We start from the raw sequence: 25,473 nt of genomic DNA on the forward strand, positions 1-25,473 counted from the left end.
GCTACTGCCCCCCGGCGGATTGCTTTGCTTGCTGAATTTCCGCGACCTTGGCCGCGACACCGGTATCCGGCAGGAACATGCTGCCCAAACCGCTCTGATCAGGCGTGTCACCGGACACCAGGTACTCGCCCACCTGTCCCAACGTCGAGACGTTGTCACCCATATGCGAGAACGCTTTGCCGAAAGAATCCGCGCTGTAGTCGGCTTGGGTGGCGAGATTCCAGGTGTTGTTCGACAACACCTCGCCCCAGTCCATCGCCTCGATCTCCGCCTTGCTCAGATGCGGATTCCCCGCGAGGTGGGTGAACATCTGCTTGAACGAAGTAGAGACCTGGTCGTCGATCAGGTGGTATCGACCTGCGGACAAGTCGAGAATTTCGGCGATGGCGTTACCCGACTGCACCAACGCCCGTACACCCCACGACCAGCGTTCGGCGAACGTTTCGAAGGAGGCTTGCACATTCGCCTTACCTGCCTCCATCGCCGACATCGTCAGCTCCGCGAACCCGCGACCGGCCGCGGCGGTCTCCTCGATACCGAGTTCTTTGAGCTCGCTGATGATGGTGTTGATTCCGTTCGCGGCCTGGGTGAGCAGGGCCGGATCGACATTCAGATCCGACATCAGCGACGCCCGCCATCGGCCGCTGGTTCCTCCGTCACGACCGGCGGGAATACCATCGGCGCCGCACCCGACATGTCGACTGCCACACCGGTCGGCTCCTGCTGCCCCTCGGCGAACTCACGCAGACGTCGACCGAGGAAGGTGTGGAACCGGTACTCCTGATCCGCGACCACACCGCGGGCACTCATGAACCGCGCGTACTCCGGCAGACCCGTGAATGCGCACAACCACGCAACCCCGCCGGACTCCATCGTGAAGACCCGGTCTTCGGGGCCGAATAGGGGCACCAGCAGCGTCGACGCGTCGAACGCCGCCGTCAGTGCGTTCGGCACGCCGAAGCCAGCGTAGAAGGCGGCGATCTCCGAACGCAGGCGCGCTGAATCGACCTCGACCATCGTCATGTCCGCTCCCGATCTCCCCTCGGACAAATCAGGCACCCACGGTAGCGAACGAACGGCGCCGCCTCCACCGTGCCGTCAGTCACCGGCGTCGGCTACAAGTGACTCGACCGCCTGGTCACCCGCCCCCGCATCCTCCGCGATGCGACCGATCTGTCAGCGACATCGACAACGGAGGCTGCCGACGTATCCTGAACGTAAGGACCCGGGAGGGACGATGACCAGCAAGCCTGCCGAACAATCCGACCCGCGAGCACGGTGGCGCCATCTGCCCGCTGAGCCCGAGCGGCTGATCGAGGAAACCGCCACCGACATCAAAGCGACCGATCACGGGTTTCCTGCCATCGACGTCACCGAGGATTTCGTCCGCAAGTACGGGCTCTGAACCGGAACCTCAGTCGGAGAGTTCGCCTGTGGTGCGCCAGGATTGGCGTTCGGCGTCGAACGCCTCGGCCTGGGTGGACCGGAATGTCGCGATCGAGTCGGCGTTGTCGGCGAGAAAGCGCCGGTAGTCGGCGAGGCGGAATTCTCCGTCCTGCGCGGTGATCTCCACCTTTCCCGCAGCGAAGTCGGCGCGCAGGTCGAGCAACTCGTCCGCTTCCACGGGGTGCCAGCGAATGCGGTCGAAATACCGGAGCAGCCATGGTGTTTCGGCTTCCTCGGCGAACCGGTCGACGCCGGGTCCGGCCGTACCGGACGGTCTTGCCCGGTGGTTCCAGACCTGGGTGGTTCGGCCGACGAACTGGTAGCCGCCGGGGCCTTCCATGCCGTAGATGCACAGGTAGGCGCCGCCGATGCCGACGGCGTTTTCGGGGGTCCAGGTGCGGGCGGGGTTGTATTTGGTGGTGACGAGGCGGTGGCGGGGGTCGGTGGGGGTGGCGACAGGGGCGCCGAGGTAGACGTCGCCAAGGCCGAGCACCAGGTACTCGGCGTCGAAGACGGTGCGGTACACGTCGTCGACGGAGGCGAGACCGTTCATGCGGCGGATGAACTCGATGTTCCACGGGCACCAGGGGGCGTCGGCGCGGACGCCGTGCATGTAGCGGGTGATCGCCTCGCGGGTGGCCGGGTCGTCCCAGGAGAGCGGGAGGTGGACGGTGCGGCTCGGGACGACTAGCTGATCCGAATTCGGGAGTTGCGCTTCGGCTTCGGCGAGCAGGTCGAGGAGCATCGGGATGGAAAGCAGGGCTGGGTCGACGCGGATCTGCAGCGAGCGGATGCCGGGGGTGAGCTCGAGGACACCGCGGGCGCCGAGAGCGATGAGGTGCTGGTGTAGGGCGTGCACGCGGGCACGTAGGCCCAGATCGAGGGTGAGGGTGCCGTATTCGACGAGGACGCCGTCGTCGCCCTGGCGGCGGTAGGTGACGCTGGTCTCGTCGTCGGCTTCGGTGCGGCGCAGCACGCCGTCGTCGCCGTCGCGTCCCGCCGAGACGACCGTGCTCATCGACGCGCGCCGCAGCGGTCCCAATGACCGTGCCGGAGCGGCGTGCTCGGAACGAATCGCCACGAAACGAACGGTGTCGCCCGGTGTGAGCTGGCCGAGTTTCCAGCGGTCGGCGGCGACCACGGTCACCGGGCAGACGAAACCGCCGAGGCTCGGTCCGTCGGGTCCGAGGAGGATGGGGGTGTCGCCGGTGAAGTCGAGCGCGCCGATCGAGTAGGCGTTGTCGTGGATGTTCGACGGGTGCAGCCCCGCTTCGCCGCCGTCGGTGCGCGCCCACTCCGGTTTCGGGCCGATCAGGCGTACGCCGGTGCGGTCGGAGTTGAAGTGCACCTCGTAGTCGGTGCCGAGAATGGTGTCGAAGTCCTTGCGGGTGAAGAACTCCGGTGCGCCGTGTGGTCCTTCGGTGACGGCCAGTTCCCAGCGCCTGCCGAAGGCGGGGATGTCGGTCATGGGGACGGCGGGGGCGAGGCGGGTCGTCGGCTCGCCCAGCACGAGGGAATCGTCGGTGCGCAGGGCTGCCCCGGTGCCACCGCCGAACTTGCCGAGGGTGAACGTCGCCGCGCTACCGAGGAACTGCTCGACCTGGATACCGCCGGAAACCAGCACATAGGTGCGCATGCCGGGCCCACGGATCGCCCCGATGTCGAGCACGCCACCGGCGGGCACCTCGACCGTGCGCCATTGCTCGACCGGCCGACCGTCGACCCGAACCTCGGCGACCGCTCCGGTGACACACACCCACGTCGCCGCACCGAACCGCAACGCGGGCCCACCGAGCGTGCATTCCAGCCCGGCCGCCCCCTCGGCGTTGCCGAGCACCCGGTTACCGAGCCGGAACGAGAGGTCGTCCATCGGCCCAGAGGGCGGAACCCCGATGTGCCAGTAGCCGATTCGCCCGGGCCAGTCCTGCACGGTGGTCTGCATTCCGGGCCGGACGACCTCGATCCGTCGCTGGACGGACGGCTCCTGGTCTGCGGTGTCGGTGTCCGACGCCGACTTCGCGACCTGGACGGCATCGGCACCCGTGGTCGGAAAGATGGCTTCGGCCGGGGCCGCGGTGACACCGGAATCTGTGAGGGTGCGGCTCATCGGGTCACCACCATGCGGACGGGCGTGGGGTCGAAACCGTTGCACGGATTGTTGATCTGGGGGCAGTTGGAAACCAGGACCAAGGTGTCGATCTCCGCGCGCAAGGTCACCTTCTTGCCCGGCGCCGACAGCCCGTCGACGATGCCGAGCGTGCCGTCCGCCTCCACCGGCACGTTCATGAACCAGTTGATGTTGGACACCAGATCCCGCTTGCCCAAACCCCATTCGAGGGCGGCGGTGAGGAAGTTCTCCACACAGGCGTGCTGGTGGCGGGTGTGGTGGCCGTAGCGGAGGGTGTTGGATTCCTGGGAGCAGGCGCCCGCGATGGTGTCGTGGTTACCGACCTCGTCGGCGACCACGGTCATCAGCGCGGTGCCACGTTCGGTGCGCAGCACACTGCCGGTGGCGAGGAAGATATTGCGCTGGGCGGCGATGGTGGCCTGGGCGCTGTAGCGGTCGGTGTGGTCGGCAGCCGAGTACAGCAGGCAGTCGACGGCCTGGTTGCCGTGCAGGTCGATGATCTCGAGTCGTTCGCCCGCCCGGACGATCGCCGACCACGGCGCCTGCGCCGGAACAGTTTCGTCCAGGACGACGGTGCGGGTGGTCGTTGTCATGCCGGAATCTCCGTGTGTTGTGCGGCCGCCCACGCGGCCTCGGTGTTCTCCACGGCCCGGCGGTACTCCGGGTCGTCGTTGGGTACCTCGAAAGTGCCTGCGGGCCAGGCGATCAAATCGAGGTTTCCGGTGGGGCGCTCGTCGAGCGGGTGGGCCGCATTGGCGACCAGCAGGGTCACCGGAAGATGCACGAACAGGTCGATCGCCCCGCCCGCCGGACCATTGCCGGTCGCCGCGAGGGCACCGTCGGCCCCCACCCGAACCCCACGGAACAAGGCGATCGACGGTCCGACATCGCGCGGCTCGAGCCCCTGCTTGGCCGCGGCCAGATGCAGTTGGTGGCGGGCTTCGCCGGACGGACCGCACAGGGTGTCGTGGTGCCCGGAGGTGTCGGTGAGCACGGTGGCCAGCACGCGCCCCTGATCCGACAACAGCGGGTGACCGGCACTCAGATACGCCTGCCACGGGACCTTCACGGTGTCGGCGACATTCAGGCGCTCCCAAGGCGATTCGGCGCGCAGCAGGAACAGATGCGCACACGCGGCTCCGGAGGGGTCGGACAAGCGGACCCTGGTTCCGCGGCCGAGGACGACATTCGCATAGCCGCCGGACGGAATACGCAGCGCCAGAGTCGGTTCGACACCCGGCGGTATCACCGGACGGGCAATCGTGGCCGCCGCAGCCTGGGCCCGCGCGTGGGCCCGCGCGCCGTCGGTGGATCCGGTCGCTATCGCGACTTCCTCGGTATGGGCGGGTGTGGGCGTGGTGTCCTGAGCCCGCGCGGCGTCTGCGGATGGGGTAGCCGTCATCAGGATCTCCTCGGTACATGCAGGCCGAGACTTCTCGGCAAACGATTGATCGACTGGGTGATTCGTTGACCTCTGCACCGCAGCGACCGGGTTGTGGCGGGTGCCGGGCAATCGCCGGCTGAGATGCTGGTCGGTTGATCACCACGCTCTGGTGGCGTTTGCGTCACGGGCGATGCCGCCACCGGAGGGTGGTGATCTTGATCCACGGGCTCAGGCGGGAGCGGGCGCGATCACCGGTTCGACTGCCTCGGATTTGGTGACGACCATCCGGTACACCACCGCGCCGACGGTGAGGATCACGGCGACCGACAGCGGCCCGGCCCACAACTGCCACCAGCTGCCGCCGGCCGGGGTGTACACCTCGGGGCGCGGCCAGGCCAGGTTGATCACCATCGCGATGCCCCAGGCCACCGCGAGCGCGTTGATCGGAATGCCCCAGCGGCCGAGGGTGAACAGTGTCTTGTCCTCGGGCGCGGGCAAGCCTTTGATCCGCCGCACCAACAGCGGCACCGTGACCAGCAGATACGCCAGATACAGGCTCACGATGCAGACGCTGGCCAGGGTGGCGAAGATGGCTGGGTTACCCAGGTTCAGCACCAGCAGGCTGATGCCGAGCGCGCCGATCACCACCGCGGGCCATACCGGCGTACCGAAACGAGGGTGCACGGTGGACAGCGCCTTCGAGAAGGGCAACTTGCCGTCACGTGCCATCGAGAACATCAACCGCGACCCGGCCGTCTGAATCGCGAGCGTGCACACGATCACCGCCACCGCGACACAGCCGAGCAGCACCGACCCGGCAGGACTGTCGAGCTTGGCCATGATGACGTAAGCCAGTCCGCCGGAAGCCAATTCGCCGTCGGTGAGGCTCGGCGCCGCCATCAGCGCGCCCAGCAGCATGAGTCCACCGCCGAGCGCCGACACCGACAGCGCGAGCAGAATCGTGCGCGGTGCGACCCGGCGCGGGTTCTTCGTCTCCTCGGAAAGCTCACCGGCGGAATCGAATCCGACCATCACGTACGCCGCCATCAGGCCCGAGATCAGGAACGCCGCCCAGAACGGGCCGGGCGCGGCCTGATCGGTCTGCAACACCACGTCCGGACCGCGTTCGGAGCCCGCGAAGAACAGCCCGATGATGGCGAGCACGCCGACGATCTCGATGGTGACCCCGATCGAGTTGATCCGCGCCATCAGATCGATCCCGATCACATTGATGGTGGTGGTGACCACCAGCAGCGCGCTGCCCAGCAGCACCGCGTTCATCGCCCCGTCGCGTGAGGTGAGCGCGGTGTCGGAGCCGATGATCTGGAAGCCGCTCCAGATCGTGGGCAGCACCACCTGCAGGGCGATGGCGGCCGCCGCCGCGGTGACCACCTGGGCGATCACCATCATCCAGCCGGCGAACCAGCCCACGAGACCACCGGCCAACCGGCGCGACCACTGATAGATACAGCCCGAGATCGGATACCGCGCGGCGAGCTCGGCGAAGTTCAGGGCGACGAGGAACTGCCCGGCGAAAACCAGCGGCCACGTCCAGAAGAACGCGGCACCGCCGAACGAATAACCGAAACCGAAGAACTGGAAGATGGTGGTGAGGATGGAGACGAACGAGAAGCCCGCCGCGAAGGACGCGTAGCGCCCGAGCTTGCGGTGCAGGACGGGTTCGTAGCCGAACTGGGCGAGGTCGGCGCCGTCGCGCGCGGCGTCGGGCGGGGCTTGGGTGGCGAGCGTCGTGGCCATATCGGAGTCCTTCGGCGGTGCGGCCAATATCTATCAGTCGATAGTTTTGCGCTCGCGATCGCTCGAACGGTGTCGTGCGTGTATCGACTCCGAGGCGTGCCGTAACTTCTGTGTTGCCTACGTTTCTGTCGAATGACAGAAATTGAACGGTCCCGCATCGCACCTGGTGAGGTGCCCATTGCGGGAGTGGTGACGCACCGGTGACACAATCGACGACGTGGCAAACCTCGGACCCGGGCGTCCCCGGCTGGAACAGCGCCGTCGGCGCGGGACGACGCCGCGCGCGGAAATTCTCGACGCCGCGGCGGAGCTGTTCACCACCAAGGGGTATGCCAACACCTCCACCCGCGCGGTCGCCGACGCGGTCGGCATCCGGCAGGCCTCGCTGTATCACCACTTCGCGGCCAAGGACGACATCCTCGACGCGCTGCTCGCCGAAACCGTCGCGGGCCCGGTGGAATTGGCGCAAAAACTACACGTCGAGCCCGGGGACGCCACCACCAAGCTCTACGCGCTCGCCCTGTTCGATGTGCGCCAACTGCGCGGCGCGCGCTGGAATCTGGGCGCCCTGTACCTGCTGCCGGAATTGCGCACCGAACGTTTCGTCGCCTTCCGCCGCCGCCGCGACGAACTGCGCGAACACTACGAACGCCTCGCCGCCGAATCCTGTGCTGCGGCAGGGCAATCCGACGACGCGCGGATTCTGCCGTTCCGGCTGGTGGAGACGGTGATCGCGATCAGGTCCGACGAAGGGGCCGCGGGCGAGGAGGCCGAGCGCGTGATCCCGGACGCGATCGTGCGCATCGTCGGTCACCAGGGTGCGATGGATTCGGTGCGAGCCGCCGCCGACGCCTTGCTCGACCGCCTGTCGGACTGAGTGACCGGCGCGACGCGAGGCCGCGCCGGAAACTCTCAGCCCTTGATGAACGCGAGGATGTCGCTGATCAGCTCCTGCTGGTAGGCACCGAAGATGCCGTGCGGCGCCCCGGGGTACACCTTCAGCGTGCCGTCCTTCACCAGCTCGATCGACTTGTGGGCCGAGTTCGCGATGGGCACGATCTGATCGTCGTCGCCGTGCGCGATGAGGATCGGTACCTCGAGGGCGCGCAGGTCCTCGGTGAAATCGGTCGCCGAGAACGCGGCGACGCACTCGTAGGCGGCCTGGATGCCCGCGAGCATGCCCTGCCGCCAGAAGTCGTCCATGGCGCCCTTGGACACGGCCGCACCTTCGCGGTTGAAGCCGAAGAACGACGGAGCCAGCTCCTGGTAGAAGTTGGACCGGTCCGCCAGCACCCCGGCACGGATGTTGTCGAACACCGACATGGGCAGACCGTCAGGGTAGGCCTCGGTGGCCACCATGATCGGCGGCACCGCACCGATGGTGACGACCTTGGCGACTCGGTCGCGGCCGTGGCGCGCCGCGTAACGCACGGCCTCGCCGCCGCCGGTCGAATGCCCGACGACGATCACGTCGCGCAGATCGAGCGATTCGACGAGTTCGGCGAGGTCACGCGCGTAGGTGTCCATGTCGTTGCCCTGCCACGGCTGCGAGGAGCGGCCGTGTCCGCGACGGTCGTGGGCGATGACGCGATAACCGGCGTCGGCGAAGGTCTTGCGCTCGAGTGCCCAGGCATCGGAGCTCAGCGGCCAGCCGTGGCTGAAGACGATGGGCTGCCCGGTGCCCCAGTCGGAGAAGTAGATCTCGGTGCCGTCGGATGTCGTGAAGTAGGGCATGGCGATCCTGTCGAACGAGGTGGATGGATAGGTTGCTCATAGTTGTCGAGCGCGGGTGGGCTGTCACCTACCCGAACGGCCGCGAATCCCGCTATTTCGGACGAACAGTAGATTTGTGGCTATGTCTGTAGCCCCGGATCGCCCACGTCACAACGCATCTACTGGGACACGGCGTATCGGGTTTCTCCTGTTCGACGGGGTGAAGGCACTCGACTATGTCGGCCCGGCCGAGGTGTTCGTCGAGGCGAATCAGTTCGCCGATGCCTACGAGATCGTGCTGCTCTCACCCACCGGCGCGCCCGTGCAGACCTCGGTCGGCGGGGGAGTTGCTGTGGGGGCGGCAGCCGCCGATGTACTCGCGCTCGACACGCTCGTCGTGCCGGGCAGCGAGGTGCGCCCGGCCCAGTTCGTCCGTCCAGAACTACTCGACGCGGCACGTGTGCTCGCCGCGCGGAGCAGGCGGGTGGTTTCGATCTGCAGCGGGGCGTTCGTGCTCGCCGAACTCGGGCTGCTGGACGGGCGCGGCGCGACAACGCACTGGAAGTTCGCCCCCGAGCTGGCCCGCCGGTATCCGCGTGTGGACGTGCTGGCGGATCGGATCTTCGTCCGCGAGGCCGATATCGCGACCTCGGCCGGCGTAGCCGCGGGGATCGACCTCGCGCTGGCGCTGGTCGCCGAGGATCTCGGCAGTGCCGTCGCCCGGCAGGTCGCCCAGGGTCTGCTGGTCTACCTCCAGCGATCCGGCGGGCAGGCGCAGTTCTCGACCCCGTTGCGCGCGGTGGCGCTGCCGCCAGGTCCGGTGCGCGCGGTGACGGACCTGATCGCCGACGACCCGTCACGGCGCCACAGCGTGCAGGAACTCGCCCGCCACGTGAACGTGAGCCCACGCCATCTCACCCGGCTCTTCACCGAGGAGGTCGGGCTCAGCCCAGCCGAATACGCGGCGAACATGCGCTTCGATCTGGCCCGCGCCCAACTCGAGGCGGGCAGCTCGGTGCGGCGGGCCGCCGCGGACGCGGGCTTCACCAGCCCCGAGGCGCTGCGGCGCACCTTCATCGCGCGGCTCGGTGTGTCGCCGTCGGACTACCGGCGGCGGTTCACCTCCGGGCTCAGCGCCTGAGTCAGCGGGAGGTCGGCGGCGCGATCTGCCAGTGCTCGTTGAGGGCGGCGGCGATCCCGGGCAGCACGGTGATCGGAATCCGCTTGGCCCGCAACATCTCCCGGATCTCGGTCACCTGTTCCCGCTTACGCATGTCGTAGGCGCCCGAGACCGGGCCCATGACCGGTGGGATCGACAGCAGCACGAGTTCGTCACCGTTCTCGGTGAGGTCGAGGGCCAGTGCCCAGCGGCCGTGCTCGTCGAGGGTGAACCGCCCGGCCACCACCCGGTCCCACGGCACGGTGGCCGACCGGAACGGGGTCCGCACGTAGATACCGTGCTCGGTGAGCTCGACGACATCGCGCACGAACAGCGCGACCCCCGCCGCCACACCGCCGACGGCGCCGACCAGCACGCCGGTCACCACCCGGTTGGCGCCGAACATCGCCACCAGCAGACCGGCGATCCCGATGGTGACCAGCAGCCCGATCAGGCAGTAGAACAGGCTCCTGCTCGCGGGCACGACCCCGGCACGCACGTCGGCCATGCGGACCTCCCTCTCACGATTCGTGGCCAACCCTAGCGCCGGTCACGCGCTCGGGCTCACGACCCGAGCGATACCGCTGCTTCGGAGGTCTCGACCAGGAAGGTGAAGGTTTCCTGGAAGTACAGCTGGACGGTGTCGGCGTCGTGGCTGAGGTAGCCGATGGAGAGGTCTTGGCCGATGGCGAGTTCGAAGTCGCCGCCGCGGGTGGTGAGGGCGAATCCGCCGGTGATGGCCGGTGCCCAGATGATCTCGCCGTCGATGAGGCGTTCGATGTGGGTGCGGATGGGGTGGCCGTGGTCGGAGGTTTCGCTGACCTTGGTGTAGAGGTCGGCGCTGAGCAGTACCGAGTAGGGGCCCTGGACACCGGCCAGGCGCAGCCCGGTGAGGGCACGCGAGATGGCGTCGGGGATGTCGACCACATTGCTCGGCAGCGTGATCGGGGTGCAGGACGCGGCGGCGCGGATGCCGGTGATGCCCGCAGCGGCGTAACCCTCGAAGATCGCGCGGTCTTCGGCGAAGGCGATCTTCTGGGCGGCGTCTTTGAGGTTGTCGAGGTCGGCGTCGGGTGCGCCGCGTTCGATGTCGTCGAGTTCGGAGCGCTGCAGGGTGAAGGGCACCCGCAGTTCCACGAGCGGCTGCACCACGCGCTGGTGTGCCTGCACACCGTCGTCGGGGGAGTCGATCGGGGTGAGCCTGCCGCGGTTGAGCGCCGAGTAGCCGACGCCGTGCGGGCCCGAGACATCGACGACCCGGCGTCCGGCGATATTGCGCTTGAACGTGCGGGTGGCCTCCTCCTCGATCTCGGCCCAGGCCTCGTCGGTGATCGGCGCGAGTTCGCGATGCAGGTTGTTCATTCGGATACTCCTTCTCATCGAGTTTTCATCGAGCCGATGGCGAGGGCGCCGTCGGAACCCGCTGCGGAGGTATTTGCCCGTTCCACCGGAATTATCTCGGGCAACGGTCCGGATTCCGCCTCGTCGGCGATGTTCGCGGGTGCGTCGGGCAGATCGTCGAGGAAATCGACGGTCGGGGTGAAGAACAGGGTGCCGGTGACCGCGACGGAGAAGTCGAGGATGCGGTCGTAGGCGGCTTCCTCGGTGCCGAGGAACATGCGCTCGAGCATCCGCTCGGTGACGCTCGGGGTGGCGGCGTAGGCGACGTAGTAGGTGCCGAACTCGCCGTCGGCGACCGAGCCGAAAGGCATGTTGGCACGGACGATCTGGCGTTCGGTGCCGTCGTCGTCGACGATGGTGTTCACCGCCACATGCGAATCGGCGGGCTTCACATCGTCGGGCAGTTCGTAGTCGCCGAGCTTGGTGCGCCCGATCACCCGCTCCTGCTCCTCGATCGACAGGGCGTTCCACTGGTCGAGCGGGTGGGTGTACTTCTGCACGATCACGTAACTGCCCCCGGTGAATTCGGGGTCCTCGGCACCGATCAGGGCCGCGGCGGCCGCGGCACCACCCTCGGGGTTCTCCGTGCCGTCGACGAAGCCGAGCAGGTCGCGCTGTTCGAAGTAGCGGAACCCGACCACCTCGTCGACGACCGTCGCCGCACCACGCAGCCGTTCGGCGATCACCATGCCCAATTCGAAGCACGGGCCCTGGGTTTCGGCGCGGATGTGGAAAAGCAGGTCGCCGGGGGTGGCAGGCGCGCTGTGCACCGGACCGCTGTATCCCGGGAACTCGTGCAGCTCAGCCGGTTTGGGCCCGGCGAACAGGCGGTCCCACGCGGCGGAACCGATCGAGGTGATGCAGCTCAGGCCCTCGCCGGGCACCCGGAAGCCGACCGATCGCCGTAAACCGTTGATATCGGCGAGCACATCGCGCACCACCGATTCGCCGCCCTCGTCGATGGTGAAGACGAGGAAGAGCGCGGCAGGCGACAGTGGATCGAGAATCGGTTGTGGCTCACCCATGGCGTCCAGAGTACGACGCCGTACCGACAGGTACTTATTTGGCGACGGTGAGCAGGAAGGTCACGTCGTCGATGGCTTTGACGCTGTGGCGGGCGCGCGGAACCACGATCAGATCGCCTGCCGAGCCCTTCCACTCGTCGGTGCCCGCGATCAGTACGAGCGTGCCGGTGAGGACCTGGATCGTCGCGTCGCCGGCATTGTCGTGTTCGGCCAGGCTCTGCCCTTCGGCCAGCGCGACGACGGTCTGGCGCAGGGCGTGGGTGTGGCCGCCGATGAGGGTTTGCGAACTCCGACCACTCGTCGAGGTGGCCGCCAGCTTCAGCTGTTGACGGGCCACCGCGGTCAGCGATTTCTTGTCCATGGGAACGCGCCTTTCGCAGGCTTCTCGCGGGCAGGTCTTCGCCTGCGAGTATGCCCGACATCACACCCGCGCTCGGGCGTTTTGCCGCGACCGTTAGCGACGTGTTGTCACTGCCGGACGTAATGCCGAATGCGGTAGCGCAGGCCGTTTTCGGCGGTGCGCCACGGGGTATCCGGTGCCTGCCATTCCGGGCCGATGACCGGGGCGAAAGCATCGCCCGCCACGGTGGTGTCGACCTCGGTGACCAGCAGGGTCGTCGCCAGCGGCAGCGCCTGGCGGTAGATCTCGCCACCACCGGCGATCCAGGTGTCGGCGGTGCCGGTCATGGCCAGCGCGTCGGGCAGCGAGGCGGCGCGTTCGGCGCCCTCGGCGGCCCAGTCGGACTGACGGGTGACGACGATATTGCGTCGCCCGGCCAGCGGTCGGAAGGCGGCGGGCAGGGAGTCCCAGGTGCGTCTGCCCATGATCACGGGGTGACCTGTGGTCGTCTCCCGGAAATTGGCCATGTCCTCGGGCAGCCGCCACGGGATGGTGTTGTCCACGCCGATCACACCGTCGTTGGCCTGCGCCCAGATCAGGCCGATCATGCGGTCGTTCACACCGCCACCGGCGCCTTGATGGCCGGGTGGTGCTGGTACCCGGACAGTTCGACATCGTCGTAGGTGTAGTCGAACAGGCTGGTGGCCGGGCGCAGGTGCAGGGTGGGGAAGGGGTAGGGCTCACGGGTGAGCTGTTCACGCACCTGGTCGACGTGGTTGTCGTAGATGTGCACGTCGCCACCTGTCCAGATTAACTCGCCCGGTTCCAGCTCGGTCTGCTGGGCGACCATCAGGGTGAGCAGCGCGTAGCTGGCGATATTGAACGGCACACCGAGGAAAAGGTCGGCGCTGCGCTGGTACAGCTGGCACGACAGCTTGCCGTCGGCGACATAGAACTGGAAGAAGGCGTGGCAGGGGGCGAGCGCCATCTTGTCCAGGTCGGCCACGTTCCACGCCGACACGATCATCCGGCGCGAATCCGGGTCGGTGCGCAGGGTGTGCAGGACCTGGGCGATCTGGTCGATGTGGGTGCCGTCGGGTGTCGGCCAGGAACGCCACTGCACGCCGTACACCGGGCCGAGCTCGCCGTCCGCATCCGCCCATTCGTCCCAGATGGTGACGCCGTGCTCGCGCAGCCACGACACATTGGAGTCGCCGCGCAGGAACCACAGCAACTCGTAGACGATGGATTTCAGGTGCACCCGCTTGGTGGTGATCAGCGGAAACGCCTCGGCCAGGTCGTAGCGCAGTTGATGGCCGAAGATGCTTCGGGTGCCGGTGCCGGTCCGATCGGCTTTCGGCGTGCCGTGTTCGAGCACGCGCCGGAGCAGATCTTCGTACTGCGTATCAGGGGTGGCCACGCCTGCCGATTCTACTGCTGTGCGCACCTGGCAAGCTCTGCGCGTATGCGCAAGCTCTACGTGATCGGTATCGGTGCGGGCGACCCCGACCAGGTGACGATGCAGGCAGTCAAGGCCATGCGGCGCGCCGAGGCGTTCTTCGTGATCGGCAAGGGCGCCGAGAAGCAGGAACTCGTCGACGTGCGCACCGCGATCCTGGCCGAGTACGTCGACGGCCCGCACCGGGTGCTCGAGATCGCCGACCCGCCACGCGACCGCGCACCCGCCGACTACACCGGTGTGGTGCAGGACTGGCACAAACGGCGCGCGGTGCTGCTGGAAGAGGCCTTCGAGCAGGTGAACGGCGACGGCGCGATCCTCGTCTGGGGCGATCCGGCCCTCTACGACAGCACCCTGCGCATGGTGGAGCGGGTGCTCGACCGTGGGCGGGTTCGGTTCGATTACGAGGTGATCCCCGGCGTCACCAGCGTCGCGGCGCTGGCCGCCGCCCACCGGGTGGTGCTGCACCGCATCGGCGAACCCGTGCACATCACCACCGGGCGCAAGCTGCGCGAAGAAGGCCTCGGTCCGGGTTCGACGGTGGTGATGCTCGACGGCGAATGCTCGTTCACCGAGGTGCCCGGCGACGATATCCACATCTGGTGGGGCGCCTATCTCGGTATGCCCGACGAGATATTGATCGAAGGCAATCTGCGCGAGGTGGAGAAATCCATTCTCGAACGTCGTGCGCGATCGCGCGCCGAAAAGGGCTGGATCATGGACGTCTACCTGTTGCGGTCCGAATAGCTAGACTGACCTTTGTGCCCGAGTTACCCGAGGTAGAGGCGTTGGCGCAGTTCCTCCGGGATCATGCGGTCGGTGCGGTGGTGGGTCGCGTCGACGTGGCCGCGTTGAGTGCGGTGAAGACATTCGATCCGCCGGTGACCGCGCTGTCCGGCCGGGACGTGACCGGTGCGGGCCGGTGGGGCAAGTTTCTCGGAATGGACTGCGGTGGGCTGTGGTTGATCACCCACCTGTCACGTGGCGGCTGGTTGCGGTGGGTCGACGAACCGAATCCGTTGCCGCCCAAGCCTGGCGGTAAGAGCCCGCTCGCCTTGCGCGTGCATTTCTTCACTCCCGAAGGCGCGACGCCCGCCATCGACCTCACCGAGGCGGGAACCAAGAAACGCCTCGCGGTGTACATAGTGGAGGATCCGCAGTCGGTTCCGGGCATCGCCCGGCTCGGTCCCGACGCGCTCGCGGTGACCGAGGACGAATTCGCGGCCCTGCTGCGGGGCACATCGCAGCGCATCAAGACCGCACTGGTTGATCAGACCCTGCTGGCCGGTATCGGCAATGCCTATTCCGACGAGATACTGCACACCGCACGCATTTCGCCGTTCGCGAATACGAAAACGATGCCCGCCGAAACTGTTTCGCAGTTGTACGCGGCGATGCGTTCGGTATTGCTCGATGCCGTCGACCGTTCGACCGGGCAGGACGCGGCCCGGTTGAAGGGGGAGAAGCGATCCGGCATGCGGGTGCACGCCAGGACCGGGCAGCCGTGTCCGGTGTGTGGCGACACGGTACGCGAGGTGTCCTACGCGGAGCGCTCTTTTCAGTACTGCCCGACCTGTCAGACCGGCGGCAAGGTGCTCGCCGACCGGCGGATGTCGCGGTTGCTCAAGTAGTCAGCGGTCCCGCCAGGTTTCCAGCAGCCGTAACCAGAATTCGCTGACCGTGGGAAACGCGGGTACCGCGTGCCACAGGGTGTCCAGTGGCACTCGCCCGACCACCGCGATGGTGGCGGCGTGCAATTGTTCGCCCATGTCGGGCCCGACGAAAGTGGCGCCGAGAAGGCGGTTTTCGGTGGTGTCGACGACGATCTTCGCGCGGCCGTGGAAATCGTCGCGCGACAATGCGGAACCGGCTACCGAGATATCCATTTCCACGGTGTCGACCGCGTATCCGGCCTTGCGGGCCTGCTGCTCGGTGAGGCCGATGGCGGCGAGTTCCGGTGCGGTGTAGACGACTTGGGGAATCTGCTCGTGGTCGGCGGTCGCGGTGTAGCGGCTCTTGTCCAGCGGCGTGCCCTGTGCGCGAGCGGCGATGACATCCCCGCACACGCGGGCCTGGTATTTGCCCATATGCGTCAGTGCCGCACGGTGGTTCACATCGCCCACCGCGTACAGCCATTCTCCGGGAACACCACGGACAGTCAGGTGATCGTCGACGTCGAGATAGCCTGCCGACAGGCCGACCGTGTCCAGGCCGAGGTCGTCGGTCGCGGGTGCGCGGCCGGTCGCGACGACCAGTTCGTCGGCCTCCAGCTCACCGTTGTCGAGCACCAGCGTGACCGGGCCGCCGTGGATGCGGCCGACCCCGGTGTCGGCGGGGTCGCGGCGCGACACCATCAACGGCTGGGTGTTCAGGCGAACCTCGACGCCCTTGTCGCGCAGACCTCGCAGCACCAGATCGGCGGCGAAGGGCTCCACCCGTGGCAGCAACCGGTCACCGCGCACCAGCATGGTCACCTCGGCCGCGCCGAGTTCGATCAGCCAGGTCGCCGTCTCGCACGCGACGACACCGCCGCCGATGATCGCGACCCGGGTCGGTACGACCGTCAGATTGGTCGCGTCGCGCGAGGTCCAGGGCAGGGCATCGCGCAGACCGGGAGTGTCGGGAATCGCGGCTGTTGTTCCGGTCGCGATCACGACAGCGTGCCTGGCGCGCAGTTCCCGCACCCCCGCGTCGGTGTGCACTTCGACCAGCCGCTCCCCGGCGAGCCTGGCCGCACCGCGTATCGGGTCGATGCGCGCCGATTTCGCCCAGTCGACCTGGGAGGTGTCGTCGCGGTGGTGGACGAAGGTGTCGCGGCGGGCCAGCACATCGGCCACCTCGGGGCCGCTCGCCGTCAGCCCGGGTAGCCCGGCGGCGAGATCGAGCACGGCGCCTGTGCGCAGCAGTGTCTTGCTGGGAATGCACGCCCAGTAGCTGCATTCGCCGCCGAACAGTTCCCGTTCCACGAGCGCGGCGGTGCGGTCGCTGCCCGCGATGGCGTACGCGGCGGCGTTCTCGCCCGCCGGGCCGCCACCGATCACGATGACGTCGTACTCGTCGGTCACTGCAAGTAGCCCTCGACCTCACGGGGCGAGCGCATCTCGGTGTCTTCGGGGGAGGCGTCGGCGCCTGCGCGGGCGCGGCGCTGCCGCAGCAGATCCCAGGCCTGATCGAGCATCACTTCCAGCTGGGCGAGCTGCTTGCGCTCGCTGACCGGGTCGATCTCGCCCGCCGTCGCCTTGGACCGCAGTTCGTGTTCTTCGTCGACCAGCTGCTTGATCTTGGCCAGGATGTCCTGATCGGTCATGTCTCACCACTTCGATTCTCGGAGGGGTAGTGCCGGGCGAACCGCGACCCGCGCGGGGTCCTGGTCCATGCTACGACCGCCGGGTGACATGAGCGGCGAGACAGTCGGCCGCGATCGGGACGGCCCGGGCCAATTCGGCGCTGGTCAGGGCCGTGTAACCGAGGGCGACACCGAACTTGTGCGGCGTGGCGAGGTGATGGCGGGCCAGCCCGTCGAGCAGGACCCCGCGGCTCCGGGCGGCATCGACCGCGGCGGCCTCGGCGCCGGCGTCGGGCAGTTCGACGACCACGTGCGAGCCGGCGTCGTCACCGAGGACGGGCAGGCCCCGGTCGGCGAGCTCACCGACGAGCAGGGCGCGCCGTGGCGGGACCACCCGGCGCAGGCGACGCAGATGCCGGGCGAGGTCGCCGTTGCGGGCGAATTCGGCGAGCACCAGTTGGCCGGCCGAGCTCGGTGAACTGCCGATGCGGGCGCGGTGCGCGAGGACGGCCTCGGTGATGTCGGGACGAGCGACGAGCCAGCCGACACCGAGGGTGGGGGCGATGATCTTGCTCGTGGTGCCGAGGTGGACCACCACGTCCGGGGCCATCGCCGCGAGCAGGGGCAAGGGTGCGGTGTCGTAGCGCAATTCGCCGTCGTAGTCGTCCTCGATGACCAGAGTGCCGGTGCTGCGGGCGAATTCGACCAGTTCCACCCGGCGCCGGGCAGGCATCCGCGCACCCATCGGAAACTGGTGTGCCGGTGTGCAATACACAGCGCGAACACCCGGTGGAATCCGGTCGACACACAGTCCGTGCGCGTCGACGGGCACCGGGAGCACCGTCGTCCCCGCGGCCTGGAACGCGCCGACAGCGCGTAGATAGCCGGGGTCTTCGATGGCCACGGTGTCGCCGGGACGGAGCAGGGCCGCGGCGAGTTCGCCGACGGCGGTGCTCGTGCCCGCGGTCGCCAGGACCACCGACGACGCGCCCGCGGCCAGTCCGCGATGCCGGAGCAGATGCTCGGCGACGGCATCGCGATAGCCGGGCTCACCCGCTCGATCCTTGCGGGCCTCGGGTGCGCGGTCACCGGCCGAGCGCCACGCGCGACGCCAGGCCGCGCGGTCGAGGGCCTCGATGCACGGTGCGCCTGCGGCGAGGTCGAGCAGGGTCGGTGCGTCCGCGATGCCCTTCATCGCGACGGTGCTCGGCGGTGCTGTCGCGGGGGCGGTGCTCAGGTAGGTGCCGGACCCGCGTCGACCGGTGAGCCAGCCCTCGGCGTGCAATTGGTCGTAGGCGGCGGCGATCACGGCCCGGCTCACTCCCAGCCGTTGCGCGAGGGTGCGCGAGGGCGGTAGCCGGTCGCCGACGCGTAGGACGCGGGTGGTCGCGGCGGTGCGCAGGGCATCGGCCACCTGTACCGACAGGGGTTCGGCGGCGGAGCGGTCGAGCGGGATCGGGAAGTCGTCGAGCATCGCCCACCTCTGATTGGACTGTCGTTCCTGCGTCGAATTGGACCTGTGCGAAGGCCAATCGTGCGGCGATGCTCATCTTATGAGCACGCACACCAGAACGCCGCTGTCCCCGACCCCGCGCACCACGGTGACCAGATCCAAGGAACGCGCCCGCAGCGACCGGGCCGAACTGGACGCGGTGCTCGACGCGGGACTGATCTGCCACCTCGGAGTCGTGCTCGGTGGTTCGCCGGTGGTGCTGCCGACCGTGTACGGCCGGGCGGGCGACACGATCTACCTGCACGGTTCCACCGGTGCGGGCAATATGCGCGCCGCCATCGGCACCGACATCAGCATCGCGGTGACCCATGTCGACGGCCTGATCTATGCCCGCTCCGCCATGCACTTCTCGATGAACTACCGGTCGGCGGTGGTGCGTGGGCGGGCCGAACTCGTCACCGACGAGGACGAACGTCTCGAAGCGCTGCGGGTGATCGTCGAGCACGCGGCGCCCGGATCCTGGGACCGTGTCCGCCCGCCCAGCCGCAAGGAGATGGCGGCCACGATGGTGCTGGCTCTCGACCTCACCGAGGCGTCGGTGAAAGTCCGGACCGGCGGGCCGAAGGACGACGAGGACGACATCGCCGCAGGCGGGGTGTGGGCCGGGGAGCTCCCGCTGCGGCAGGTGTGGGGTGTGCCGGTGCCGTCGGCGGACCTCGAACCGGGGATCGGGGTGCCCGCCGGTGTGGTGGATCGGGTGGATTCGGCGATGCCGGTCGCGCTGCGGTAGGGAAGGGGTCGACGTTCCGCAGACTGCTGCGGATGGTCGTCGGGCTGGGTGATTCGATCAGTCGCGTAGTGCGGCGATGGAGTCGCGCGATTCGCTCGTCGTGGCACCTCGGTGGGCGGGTGCGCGCTCGGTACAGTCCCGCTTATGCCGTCGAGTCCGCTCAGCGGGGGCGAGCCGCCCGAACAGTTGTCGTGCACCGAGGATCGGGTGGTGGACGCGGCCCTGGCAGTGCTCGACGAGGGTGGGGCGGGTGCGCTCACGGTCGAGGCGGTTGCGGAGCGACTCGGCGTCGACCCGGCCGCGCTGGCTTGCGATCGGAGCGGACTGGAACGGGCCGCCATCGAACGTGTGCTCTCGAACGTGCGGCTCGGGCCGCTCTACGACCGGGGCGTCGAGTGGGTCTCGGCGGTGATCCAGTTGGCGCTGAGTATGCGGTCGCGGCTGTGGGAGCATCCGGCGGTCGCGGTGCTGATGATGTCGGGTCCGCACGACGGTCCGGCGGCGGACGGGCCCGCCGCACGCGATATCGAAGAGGCGTTGTTCGCCTGCTTCGCGCGCGGTGGTCTGCATACGCAGATGCGGGCGCACGGGGTGTACGCGGTGCTCGTCTATGTCCTCGGTTCGACGGCGCTCGATATCGCCGAGACGAACGGAATTCCGCCGCTGCCTACTGATTCGGAGCGGATCGCGCGCCGGCGCGAGCAGCTCAGGGACCTGGATGTGGATCGCTGGACGCGTACCGCCGCGCATGTGGACGAGATCGCGGCGTGGACATCCGTCGACCAATTCGTCTGGGGGCTGAGGGTTCTGCTCGTGGGTATGACGGCGAATTGAGTTGCTGCGACCCGGAGGCCACGCGATCTCACCAGGGCTCGGCGGACAACCCGGCCTTCGACAGCACGAGATCCGCTGCAGCGGTGAGTGATTCGTGTGTGTCCAAGCTGACGAGCGCCAGCGTGTAGGTGTCGGCCAGACGGGAGAGGTAACCGGAGAGGCGAGTACGTGGAAAATCCGTGATGCCCGGATGGATCGCGCGGGCGGCCACGCGGGTGCATTCGTGCGGGCCGACAGTGCGCAGGGCGTCGGGCATTGTGCCGATATTGGAGCACAGGATGTCGCGCTCACCAGCACCTTTGCTGAGCTTGTACGCCAAGCGATCAGGGAGTACCTGCAGGATTTCTTCGGGCAGCCCGGCGGGCGCCGACATGCGGCGCAGATAGGCGTCGCGGGCTTTGACGCGAATCGTCTCCGGGGTGTCGGCGCGGTCGATCCGGATCTCGGTCACGGCGAGATCGTTGTCCACGCGCGGTTCGTCGCGGGTGTCCACCGGCAGGCTCGCGGTGATGGTGTCGGCACCGAAGCCGTTCTCCCACAGAATGTTCGCGACCAGATAGATGAACAGGCTGTTCGGTGTGCCACCGGCTTCCGCTGCGACGGAATCCCATCGTCCCGCGTCGAAAGCCAGCAGGGAGCTGCGGACGGTGCGACCTGGAGCCGCCGCGGGAACGATGGTCTCGGGCGGTCGGGGAACACCGTTGCGCAGTGCGCGCGCGGTCCCGCCGAGCACCGTGGCCCACTGCGTCCGAGCATCGGCCCAGTCCGAACGGGCCTCGTCCGCGGACCGTTCGCGGCGCCGGTCTCGTGCGGTGGAGGCGACCGCAGTCGACGCATGTTCTGTAGGTGTGCCGTTCAGCGATCGCAAGGCCAGCGCGACGGCGTGGATCAGTCCGCGTGCGTCGGCGAGGGCGTGCGAACAGGTCAGGGCGACAACGGTTCCGCCGTCTGCCAGAGGCGCCGCTGACAACCGCCAACCGGGGAAGAACTCGGGATCGAGGTCGGCGCCGAGCGTATCCGCCCACGGCAGGATTTCCCCCTCACGCAGGGGAGCGCGGTCGGCATCGGCCGCGAGGTAGTCGAGCGGGTGGGCGCGGACGGTGGGTTGCCAGGCACGTCGGGCGCCGGGAACGCGGACGCGGACGACTCTGCGGCCCAGCGGACCATGACTCAGCTCGTGGTGGATCTGTCGCAGCAGAGCCGGACCCATCGTGTCCGGCGTTCGCCACAGTCCCTGCAGGGCGATCGGCGTGCCCATTCCCCGATGGGTACGCAGGAAGATCTCGTCGACGACGGTCAGGCGGTCCATTACGACGTGGAGGCGGCGCCGTGCCTGCCCGCGCCCGCGGCGAAGCGGGCCGCGCCCTCGAGCGCACCATCGGCGAGAGCCTTGACACCGTGCGCGAATTCGATGCGCAGCGCCTCGTCCTCGGAATGACCGACCTGGTCGTACACGGATTCGCGGTCGGAACGCAGGCAGGTCTGCGGGAGCGCCGCGAGTTGCCGGGCCAGCTCCTCGGCCACCCGACGCGCATCCCCGGTGGGAACCACGCGGGTGACCAGCCCCATCTGCAACGCTTCGGGCGCGCTCACCGGCCGACCGGTGAGAATCATGTCCAGCGCCCGCCCCTCGCCGACGATGCGCGGCAGCCGCACCGTGCCGCCATCGATGAGCGGTACTCCCCAACGGCGGCAGAACACGCCGAACACGGCGTCCTGTTCGGCGACCCGCAGGTCACACCACAGCGCCAGCTCGAGCCCACCGGCTACCGCGTGCCCGGACACCGCCGCGATCACCGGTTTGGACAGCCGCATCCTGGTGGGGCCCATCGGTCCGTCACCGTCGGGCGTCGCCTGGTTGCTGCGGTCGGTGCCGAGCGATTTCAGATCGGCGCCGGCGCAGAACGTGCCGTGCTCGCCCCACAGCACCGCCACCGAGGCGGTCGGGTCGGCGTCGAACGCGCGGAAAGCGTCGGCCAGGGCGCGGGCCGTCGGCCCGTCGACGGCGTTGCGGGCGTGGGGACGGTTCAGGATCACCGTGGTGACGGGCCCCGCCTTCTCGACACGCACCGAATCGGACGCGGGACCTGAGCTCATAGCTCGACCATACGACGAAACCCACCCTTGTGTGAAGAGGTGAATCGGTGGTTCACTTCTTCGTATGGTGTACCGGAGGACGCCCGCCGTGCAGGCCCGGCTCGACGCGCAGCGAGCGCTGATCGTGCAGGGTGCGACGGCCGTGCTCTCGCGCGACGGGTTCGCCGGCTTGTCGATGGCCGCGGTAGCGGCGGAGGCGGGTATCGCTACCGGCACGGTGTACAAGCAGTTCGAGAACAAGGCCGCGCTGGTGTCGGCCGTGTTCGAGAAGGTCGTCGCCCGCGAGGTCGCCGCGGTGCGCGCGGCGGTCGCCGAGGGCGACGTGGTGCAGCGGGTCAGCGCGGCCGTGGAGACCTTCGCCGGGCGTGCGCTCAAGAACCCGAAACTCGCCTACGTGCTGCTGGCCGAGCCCGTCGACGCCGCCGTCGACGTGCAACGCCTGGAGTTCCGCCGAGCCTTCACCGCCTCGTTCGAAGCGGCCATCACCCACGGCGTCGCCGAAGGCGCGCTGCCGCCGCAGGATTCGCACCTGTCCGCGGCCGCGCTCGTCGGCGCCATCGGGGAGGTGCTCGTCGGCCCCCTCGCCACGGCCCCGCCCGCCGAGTCCGTCGTTCCCGAACTGGTCGCTTTCGCCGTTCGCGCGCTCGGTGCGCGCCCGGAATCGTTGTAGCCCTAAGGAGTTCCGCCGTGATCACCCATGACGTGTTCAATCAGGTACCGCCGCTCGTCCCCTTCGACGCCTCGCGTAATCACGCGCTCATCGAGGGCCTGCACCGGGAGGGTGCGGGCTGGGCTGAGGCGGAGGTACGTGAACTCGGCGCTCTCGCAGGCGGTTTCGCCGCACAGGAGTGGGGCAGGCTGGCCAACGAGTACCCGCCGGTGCTGCACACCCACGACCGGTGGGGACACCGTGTCGACGAGGTCGAGTTCCATCCGCACTGGCACGACCTGATGAATGTGGCGGTGACGCACGGCCTGCACGGCTCACCGTGGCTCGACGAGCGCCCCGGTGCGCACACCGCCCGCGCGGCCAAGTTCTACACCTGGGGTGTGGCCGACGCCGGGCACATGTGTCCCATCTCGATGACCTACGCGGTGGTTCCCGCGCTGCGCCACAACCCCGAACTCGCCGCCCGCTTCGAGCCGCTGCTCGGCTCGCGCACCTACGATTTCGGATTGCGTGAGCCCTCCACGAAGGCAGGGCTGATCGCGGGCATGTCGATGACCGAGAAGCAGGGCGGCTCGGACGTGCGCGCCAACACCACCACCGCCACACCGCAATCGGACGGGTCGTACCGCATCGTCGGGCACAAGTGGTTCACCTCGGCGCCCATGTCGGACATGTTCCTCACCCTCGCGCAGGCGCCGGGCGGGTTGTCGTGCTTCCTGCTGCCGCGCGTGCTGCCCGACGGCACCCGCAACCCGATCCGGATCCAGCGGCTCAAGGACAAGCTCGGCAACAAGTCGAACGCCTCCTCCGAGATCGAATACGAGAACGCCACCGGGTGGCTCGTCGGCGCCGAGGGTGCCGGGGTGAAGACGATCATCGAGATGGTCAATATGACCCGCCTCGACTGCGTGATCGGCTCGGCCACCGGCATGCGGGTCGGTGCGGTCACCGCCGTGCATCACGCCAGGCATCGAGAAGCGTTCGGCGCGAAGCTGATCGACCAGCCCGCCATGCGCAACGTGCTGGCCGACCTGATCGTCGAATCCGACGCGGCGACCACCGTGATGATGCGTCTGGCCGGGGCCACCGACCGCGCGGGCAGCGACCCGGCCGAGGCGGCGCTGCGCCGGATCGCGCTGGCCATCACCAAGTACTGGGTGTGCAAACGGGCCCCCGCGCATGCCGCCGAAGCGCTGGAATGCCTCGGTGGCAACGGGTATGCCGAGGAATCGGGGATGCCGCGCCTGTACCGGGAGGCGCCGCTCATGTCGATCTGGGAGGGGTCGGGCAATGTGGCTGCGCTGGATGCCCTGCGCGCCATGGGGCGTCAGCCGGAGACCGTCGAGGCCTACTTCGCCGAGGTCGGTCTGGCTCGTGGCGCGGACCCGCGTCTCGACGACGCCATCGACCGGGTCGGCAAGGAACTCACCGACCTGTCCGATATCGAGTACCGGGCGCGCCGGGTGGTCGAGTTGATGGCGCTGGTGCTGCAGGGTGCGCAGTTGGTACGCCACGGTCATCCGGCCGTCGCCGATGCGTTCTGCGCGACCCGGCTGAGCGGTGACTGGGGGATCGCTTACGGCACCCTGCCGGTCGGTGTCGACACCGGTGCGATTCTCGAACGGGGGTTCGTCGATACGCACTGAGCCGGCTCCGGCCGATCCTTCGCATGGCCGGGCTGGCGGTACCGTGACCGCGTGGCTCGAGCGGACGATGTGTTGACGGCAGGCGACCTCGCCGGGCTGGTGCCGCCGTGCGCGGACCGGTTTCTCCTCGGTATCGCGGGTCCGCCGGGAGCCGGTAAATCGACTCTCGCGCAGCGCCTTTGCCACGAGCTGAATCGTCTCGGGCGACCTGCGGTCGTTGCGCCGATGGACGGCTATCACCTGCGCAACGACGTGCTGAGAGCCAGGGGTGCGCTGGCACGCAAGGGCGAGCCCGACACGTTCGACGCGGCCGCGTTCGTCACCGATCTTCGCCTGCTGCGGGAGACACTCATCGGCGAACCGGTGCCGTGGCCGCTGTTCGACCGGGCCGTCGACGAACCGACCGAGGGCGGTGTGGTGGTGCACGACGAGCGCGTGGTCGTCGTCGAGGGGAACTACCTGCTGCTCACCGACGCACCGGGTTGGGCGCCGGTACGCGGACTGCTCGACGAATGCTGGTATCTCGACGCGCCACGGCAGGTGCTCACCGAACGCCTGCTCGACCGGCACGTCGAAGGCGGGCGCACCCAGGATGAGGCGCGGGTGAAGGTGATGGACAGCGATCTGCGCAATGCTGACCTCATCGCCGCCACCCGAAGCCGCGCGGATCGGGTCCTGATCGCGACGGGCCGTGGCTACGCCCTGGACTGACCGCCGCCGACCCCTCTCGGCTGCACTCGTCCGCGCCGAGGTGCCCCTCTGCGGCGCGGCACTCCGTTCGTGCCGTGGTACCCCGTTCGCGGGGCGGTATCCCGTTCGCGGGGCGGTACCCCCCGTTCGCGGGGCGGCACCCCCGGTTGCGGCGGCGCGGCGAGCGTGTGTCG

At 68.5% G+C, this 25,473-nt stretch carries 28 protein-coding genes; 10 read left to right on the forward strand and 18 right to left on the reverse strand.

Annotation, left to right across the window (positions count from 1 at the left end):
• Position 1: 1 nt before the first annotated feature.
• Together LDL21_RS02195 and LDL21_RS02200 are read right to left on the reverse strand one after the other, a co-directional pair.
• A complete protein-coding gene (locus tag LDL21_RS02195) occupies positions 2–622 on the reverse strand; it encodes a hypothetical protein (RefSeq protein WP_181696761.1) in 621 nt (206 codons plus the stop codon).
• Positions 622–1,017, reverse strand: coding sequence for a hypothetical protein (locus LDL21_RS02200; protein ID WP_225278617.1), 396 nt, complete (start codon positions 1,015–1,017; stop codon positions 622–624). The genes LDL21_RS02195 and LDL21_RS02200 overlap by 1 nt, the downstream gene beginning before the upstream one ends.
• 220 nt (positions 1,018–1,237) lie before the next feature.
• Between LDL21_RS02200 and LDL21_RS02205 the strand changes: the two genes are divergently transcribed.
• Positions 1,238–1,405 carry a hypothetical protein gene (locus LDL21_RS02205; protein WP_225278618.1) on the forward strand — a complete coding sequence of 56 codons (168 nt, stop codon included), beginning with the start codon at positions 1,238–1,240 and terminating at the stop codon, positions 1,403–1,405.
• A gap of 9 nt (positions 1,406–1,414) precedes the next feature.
• Here LDL21_RS02205 and LDL21_RS02210 read toward each other — a convergent pair whose 3' ends face one another.
• The 4 genes from LDL21_RS02210 to LDL21_RS02225 all read right to left on the reverse strand — a co-directional run bounded on the left by LDL21_RS02210 (position 1,415) and on the right by LDL21_RS02225 (position 6,716).
• Positions 1,415–3,553, reverse strand: coding sequence for a 5-oxoprolinase/urea amidolyase family protein (locus LDL21_RS02210; RefSeq protein ID WP_225278619.1), 2,139 nt, complete (start codon positions 3,551–3,553; stop codon positions 1,415–1,417).
• Positions 3,550–4,167, reverse strand: a complete 618-nt coding sequence (locus LDL21_RS02215; RefSeq protein WP_225278620.1) for an urea amidolyase associated protein UAAP2 — start codon at positions 4,165–4,167, stop codon at positions 3,550–3,552. Before LDL21_RS02215 ends, LDL21_RS02210 begins: the two co-directional genes overlap by 4 nt.
• Positions 4,164–4,898: a DUF1989 domain-containing protein gene (locus LDL21_RS02220; RefSeq protein WP_225279211.1), complete on the reverse strand. Its 735-nt coding sequence runs from the start codon at positions 4,896–4,898 to the stop codon at positions 4,164–4,166. The genes LDL21_RS02215 and LDL21_RS02220 overlap by 4 nt, the downstream gene beginning before the upstream one ends.
• Positions 4,899–5,186: 288 nt before the next feature.
• The gene (locus LDL21_RS02225; RefSeq protein ID WP_181696757.1) at positions 5,187–6,716 is read right to left on the reverse strand and encodes an amino acid permease; all 1,530 of its coding nucleotides are present in this window, start codon (positions 6,714–6,716) and stop codon (positions 5,187–5,189) included.
• A gap of 217 nt (positions 6,717–6,933) precedes the next feature.
• Here LDL21_RS02225 and LDL21_RS02230 point away from each other — a divergent pair, with 217 nt between their 5' ends.
• The gene (locus LDL21_RS02230) at positions 6,934–7,593 is read left to right on the forward strand and encodes a TetR/AcrR family transcriptional regulator (RefSeq protein ID WP_225278621.1); all 660 of its coding nucleotides are present in this window, start codon (positions 6,934–6,936) and stop codon (positions 7,591–7,593) included.
• Between the two features lie 35 nt (positions 7,594–7,628).
• Here LDL21_RS02230 and LDL21_RS02235 read toward each other — a convergent pair whose 3' ends face one another.
• Entirely contained in the window at positions 7,629–8,450 is an 822-nt protein-coding gene (locus tag LDL21_RS02235) for an alpha/beta fold hydrolase (protein WP_181696755.1), read from the reverse strand.
• A 121-nt stretch (positions 8,451–8,571) separates the two neighbouring features.
• Between LDL21_RS02235 and LDL21_RS02240 the strand changes: the two genes are divergently transcribed.
• Complete coding sequence (locus LDL21_RS02240) at positions 8,572–9,570, forward strand: GlxA family transcriptional regulator (protein ID WP_225278622.1); 999 nt, start codon at positions 8,572–8,574, stop codon at positions 9,568–9,570.
• Between the two features lies 1 nt (position 9,571).
• On the opposite strand, the gene LDL21_RS02245 is transcribed toward LDL21_RS02240, so the two are convergent.
• The 6 genes from LDL21_RS02245 to LDL21_RS02270 form a co-directional block, all read right to left on the reverse strand.
• The gene (locus LDL21_RS02245) at positions 9,572–10,096 is read right to left on the reverse strand and encodes a PH domain-containing protein (RefSeq protein WP_225278623.1); all 525 of its coding nucleotides are present in this window, start codon (positions 10,094–10,096) and stop codon (positions 9,572–9,574) included.
• Between the two features lie 56 nt (positions 10,097–10,152).
• The gene (locus LDL21_RS02250; protein WP_067485330.1) at positions 10,153–10,950 is read right to left on the reverse strand and encodes a family 1 encapsulin nanocompartment shell protein; all 798 of its coding nucleotides are present in this window, start codon (positions 10,948–10,950) and stop codon (positions 10,153–10,155) included.
• A gap of 14 nt (positions 10,951–10,964) precedes the next feature.
• Positions 10,965–12,014 (reverse strand): Dyp-type peroxidase, encoded by a 1,050-nt coding sequence (locus LDL21_RS02255; protein WP_225278624.1) that lies wholly within the window; start codon positions 12,012–12,014, stop codon positions 10,965–10,967.
• A 34-nt stretch (positions 12,015–12,048) separates the two neighbouring features.
• The gene (locus tag LDL21_RS02260; RefSeq protein ID WP_067485336.1) at positions 12,049–12,375 is read right to left on the reverse strand and encodes a cupin domain-containing protein; all 327 of its coding nucleotides are present in this window, start codon (positions 12,373–12,375) and stop codon (positions 12,049–12,051) included.
• A gap of 107 nt (positions 12,376–12,482) precedes the next feature.
• A complete protein-coding gene (locus LDL21_RS02265) occupies positions 12,483–12,974 on the reverse strand; it encodes a dihydrofolate reductase (RefSeq protein ID WP_308017107.1) in 492 nt (163 codons plus the stop codon).
• The gene (locus LDL21_RS02270; RefSeq protein ID WP_225278625.1) at positions 12,971–13,774 is read right to left on the reverse strand and encodes a thymidylate synthase; all 804 of its coding nucleotides are present in this window, start codon (positions 13,772–13,774) and stop codon (positions 12,971–12,973) included. The genes LDL21_RS02265 and LDL21_RS02270 overlap by 4 nt, the downstream gene beginning before the upstream one ends.
• A gap of 45 nt (positions 13,775–13,819) precedes the next feature.
• Between LDL21_RS02270 and cobF the strand changes: the two genes are divergently transcribed.
• Together cobF and LDL21_RS02280 are read left to right on the forward strand one after the other, a co-directional pair.
• Entirely contained in the window at positions 13,820–14,560 is a 741-nt protein-coding gene (cobF, locus tag LDL21_RS02275) for a precorrin-6A synthase (deacetylating) (protein ID WP_225278626.1), read from the forward strand.
• A 14-nt stretch (positions 14,561–14,574) separates the two neighbouring features.
• The gene (locus tag LDL21_RS02280; RefSeq protein WP_225278627.1) at positions 14,575–15,444 is read left to right on the forward strand and encodes an Fpg/Nei family DNA glycosylase; all 870 of its coding nucleotides are present in this window, start codon (positions 14,575–14,577) and stop codon (positions 15,442–15,444) included.
• Here the strand turns inward: LDL21_RS02280 and LDL21_RS02285 are convergent, their stop codons facing one another.
• The 3 genes from LDL21_RS02285 to pdxR form a co-directional block, all read right to left on the reverse strand.
• Positions 15,445–16,878, reverse strand: coding sequence for a dihydrolipoyl dehydrogenase family protein (locus tag LDL21_RS02285; RefSeq protein ID WP_225278628.1), 1,434 nt, complete (start codon positions 16,876–16,878; stop codon positions 15,445–15,447).
• Positions 16,875–17,120 carry a DUF2630 family protein gene (locus LDL21_RS02290; protein WP_181696746.1) on the reverse strand — a complete coding sequence of 82 codons (246 nt, stop codon included), beginning with the start codon at positions 17,118–17,120 and terminating at the stop codon, positions 16,875–16,877. Before LDL21_RS02290 ends, LDL21_RS02285 begins: the two co-directional genes overlap by 4 nt.
• A gap of 70 nt (positions 17,121–17,190) precedes the next feature.
• Positions 17,191–18,573, reverse strand: coding sequence for a MocR-like pyridoxine biosynthesis transcription factor PdxR (pdxR, locus tag LDL21_RS02295; protein ID WP_225278629.1), 1,383 nt, complete (start codon positions 18,571–18,573; stop codon positions 17,191–17,193).
• Positions 18,574–18,652: 79 nt separating this feature from the next.
• Between pdxR and LDL21_RS02300 the strand changes: the two genes are divergently transcribed.
• Both LDL21_RS02300 and LDL21_RS02305 read left to right on the forward strand, forming a co-directional pair.
• Positions 18,653–19,342 carry a pyridoxamine 5'-phosphate oxidase family protein gene (locus LDL21_RS02300; RefSeq protein ID WP_225278630.1) on the forward strand — a complete coding sequence of 230 codons (690 nt, stop codon included), beginning with the start codon at positions 18,653–18,655 and terminating at the stop codon, positions 19,340–19,342.
• A gap of 144 nt (positions 19,343–19,486) precedes the next feature.
• A complete protein-coding gene (locus LDL21_RS02305) occupies positions 19,487–20,176 on the forward strand; it encodes a TetR/AcrR family transcriptional regulator (RefSeq protein ID WP_220139024.1) in 690 nt (229 codons plus the stop codon).
• A gap of 28 nt (positions 20,177–20,204) precedes the next feature.
• Here LDL21_RS02305 and LDL21_RS02310 read toward each other — a convergent pair whose 3' ends face one another.
• Both LDL21_RS02310 and LDL21_RS02315 read right to left on the reverse strand, forming a co-directional pair.
• Positions 20,205–21,485 carry a hypothetical protein gene (locus tag LDL21_RS02310; RefSeq protein WP_225278631.1) on the reverse strand — a complete coding sequence of 427 codons (1,281 nt, stop codon included), beginning with the start codon at positions 21,483–21,485 and terminating at the stop codon, positions 20,205–20,207.
• Complete coding sequence (locus LDL21_RS02315) at positions 21,485–22,273, reverse strand: crotonase/enoyl-CoA hydratase family protein (RefSeq protein ID WP_225278632.1); 789 nt, start codon at positions 22,271–22,273, stop codon at positions 21,485–21,487. Before LDL21_RS02315 ends, LDL21_RS02310 begins: the two co-directional genes overlap by 1 nt.
• Positions 22,274–22,337: 64 nt before the next feature.
• Here LDL21_RS02315 and LDL21_RS02320 point away from each other — a divergent pair, with 64 nt between their 5' ends.
• From LDL21_RS02320 to LDL21_RS02330, 3 genes are read left to right on the forward strand one after another with little or no spacing between them, the layout of a single operon-like run.
• Positions 22,338–22,943 carry a TetR/AcrR family transcriptional regulator gene (locus LDL21_RS02320; RefSeq protein WP_181696741.1) on the forward strand — a complete coding sequence of 202 codons (606 nt, stop codon included), beginning with the start codon at positions 22,338–22,340 and terminating at the stop codon, positions 22,941–22,943.
• 17 nt (positions 22,944–22,960) lie between these two features.
• Positions 22,961–24,589 carry an acyl-CoA dehydrogenase family protein gene (locus LDL21_RS02325; RefSeq protein ID WP_225278633.1) on the forward strand — a complete coding sequence of 543 codons (1,629 nt, stop codon included), beginning with the start codon at positions 22,961–22,963 and terminating at the stop codon, positions 24,587–24,589.
• 51 nt (positions 24,590–24,640) lie between these two features.
• Positions 24,641–25,300: a nucleoside/nucleotide kinase family protein gene (locus LDL21_RS02330; protein WP_308017108.1), complete on the forward strand. Its 660-nt coding sequence runs from the start codon at positions 24,641–24,643 to the stop codon at positions 25,298–25,300.
• Positions 25,301–25,473: the final 173 nt, after the last annotated feature.

It is taken from the genome of Nocardia rosealba (assembly GCF_020216065.1).
Lineage (GTDB): Bacteria > Actinomycetota > Actinomycetes > Mycobacteriales > Mycobacteriaceae > Nocardia > Nocardia rosealba.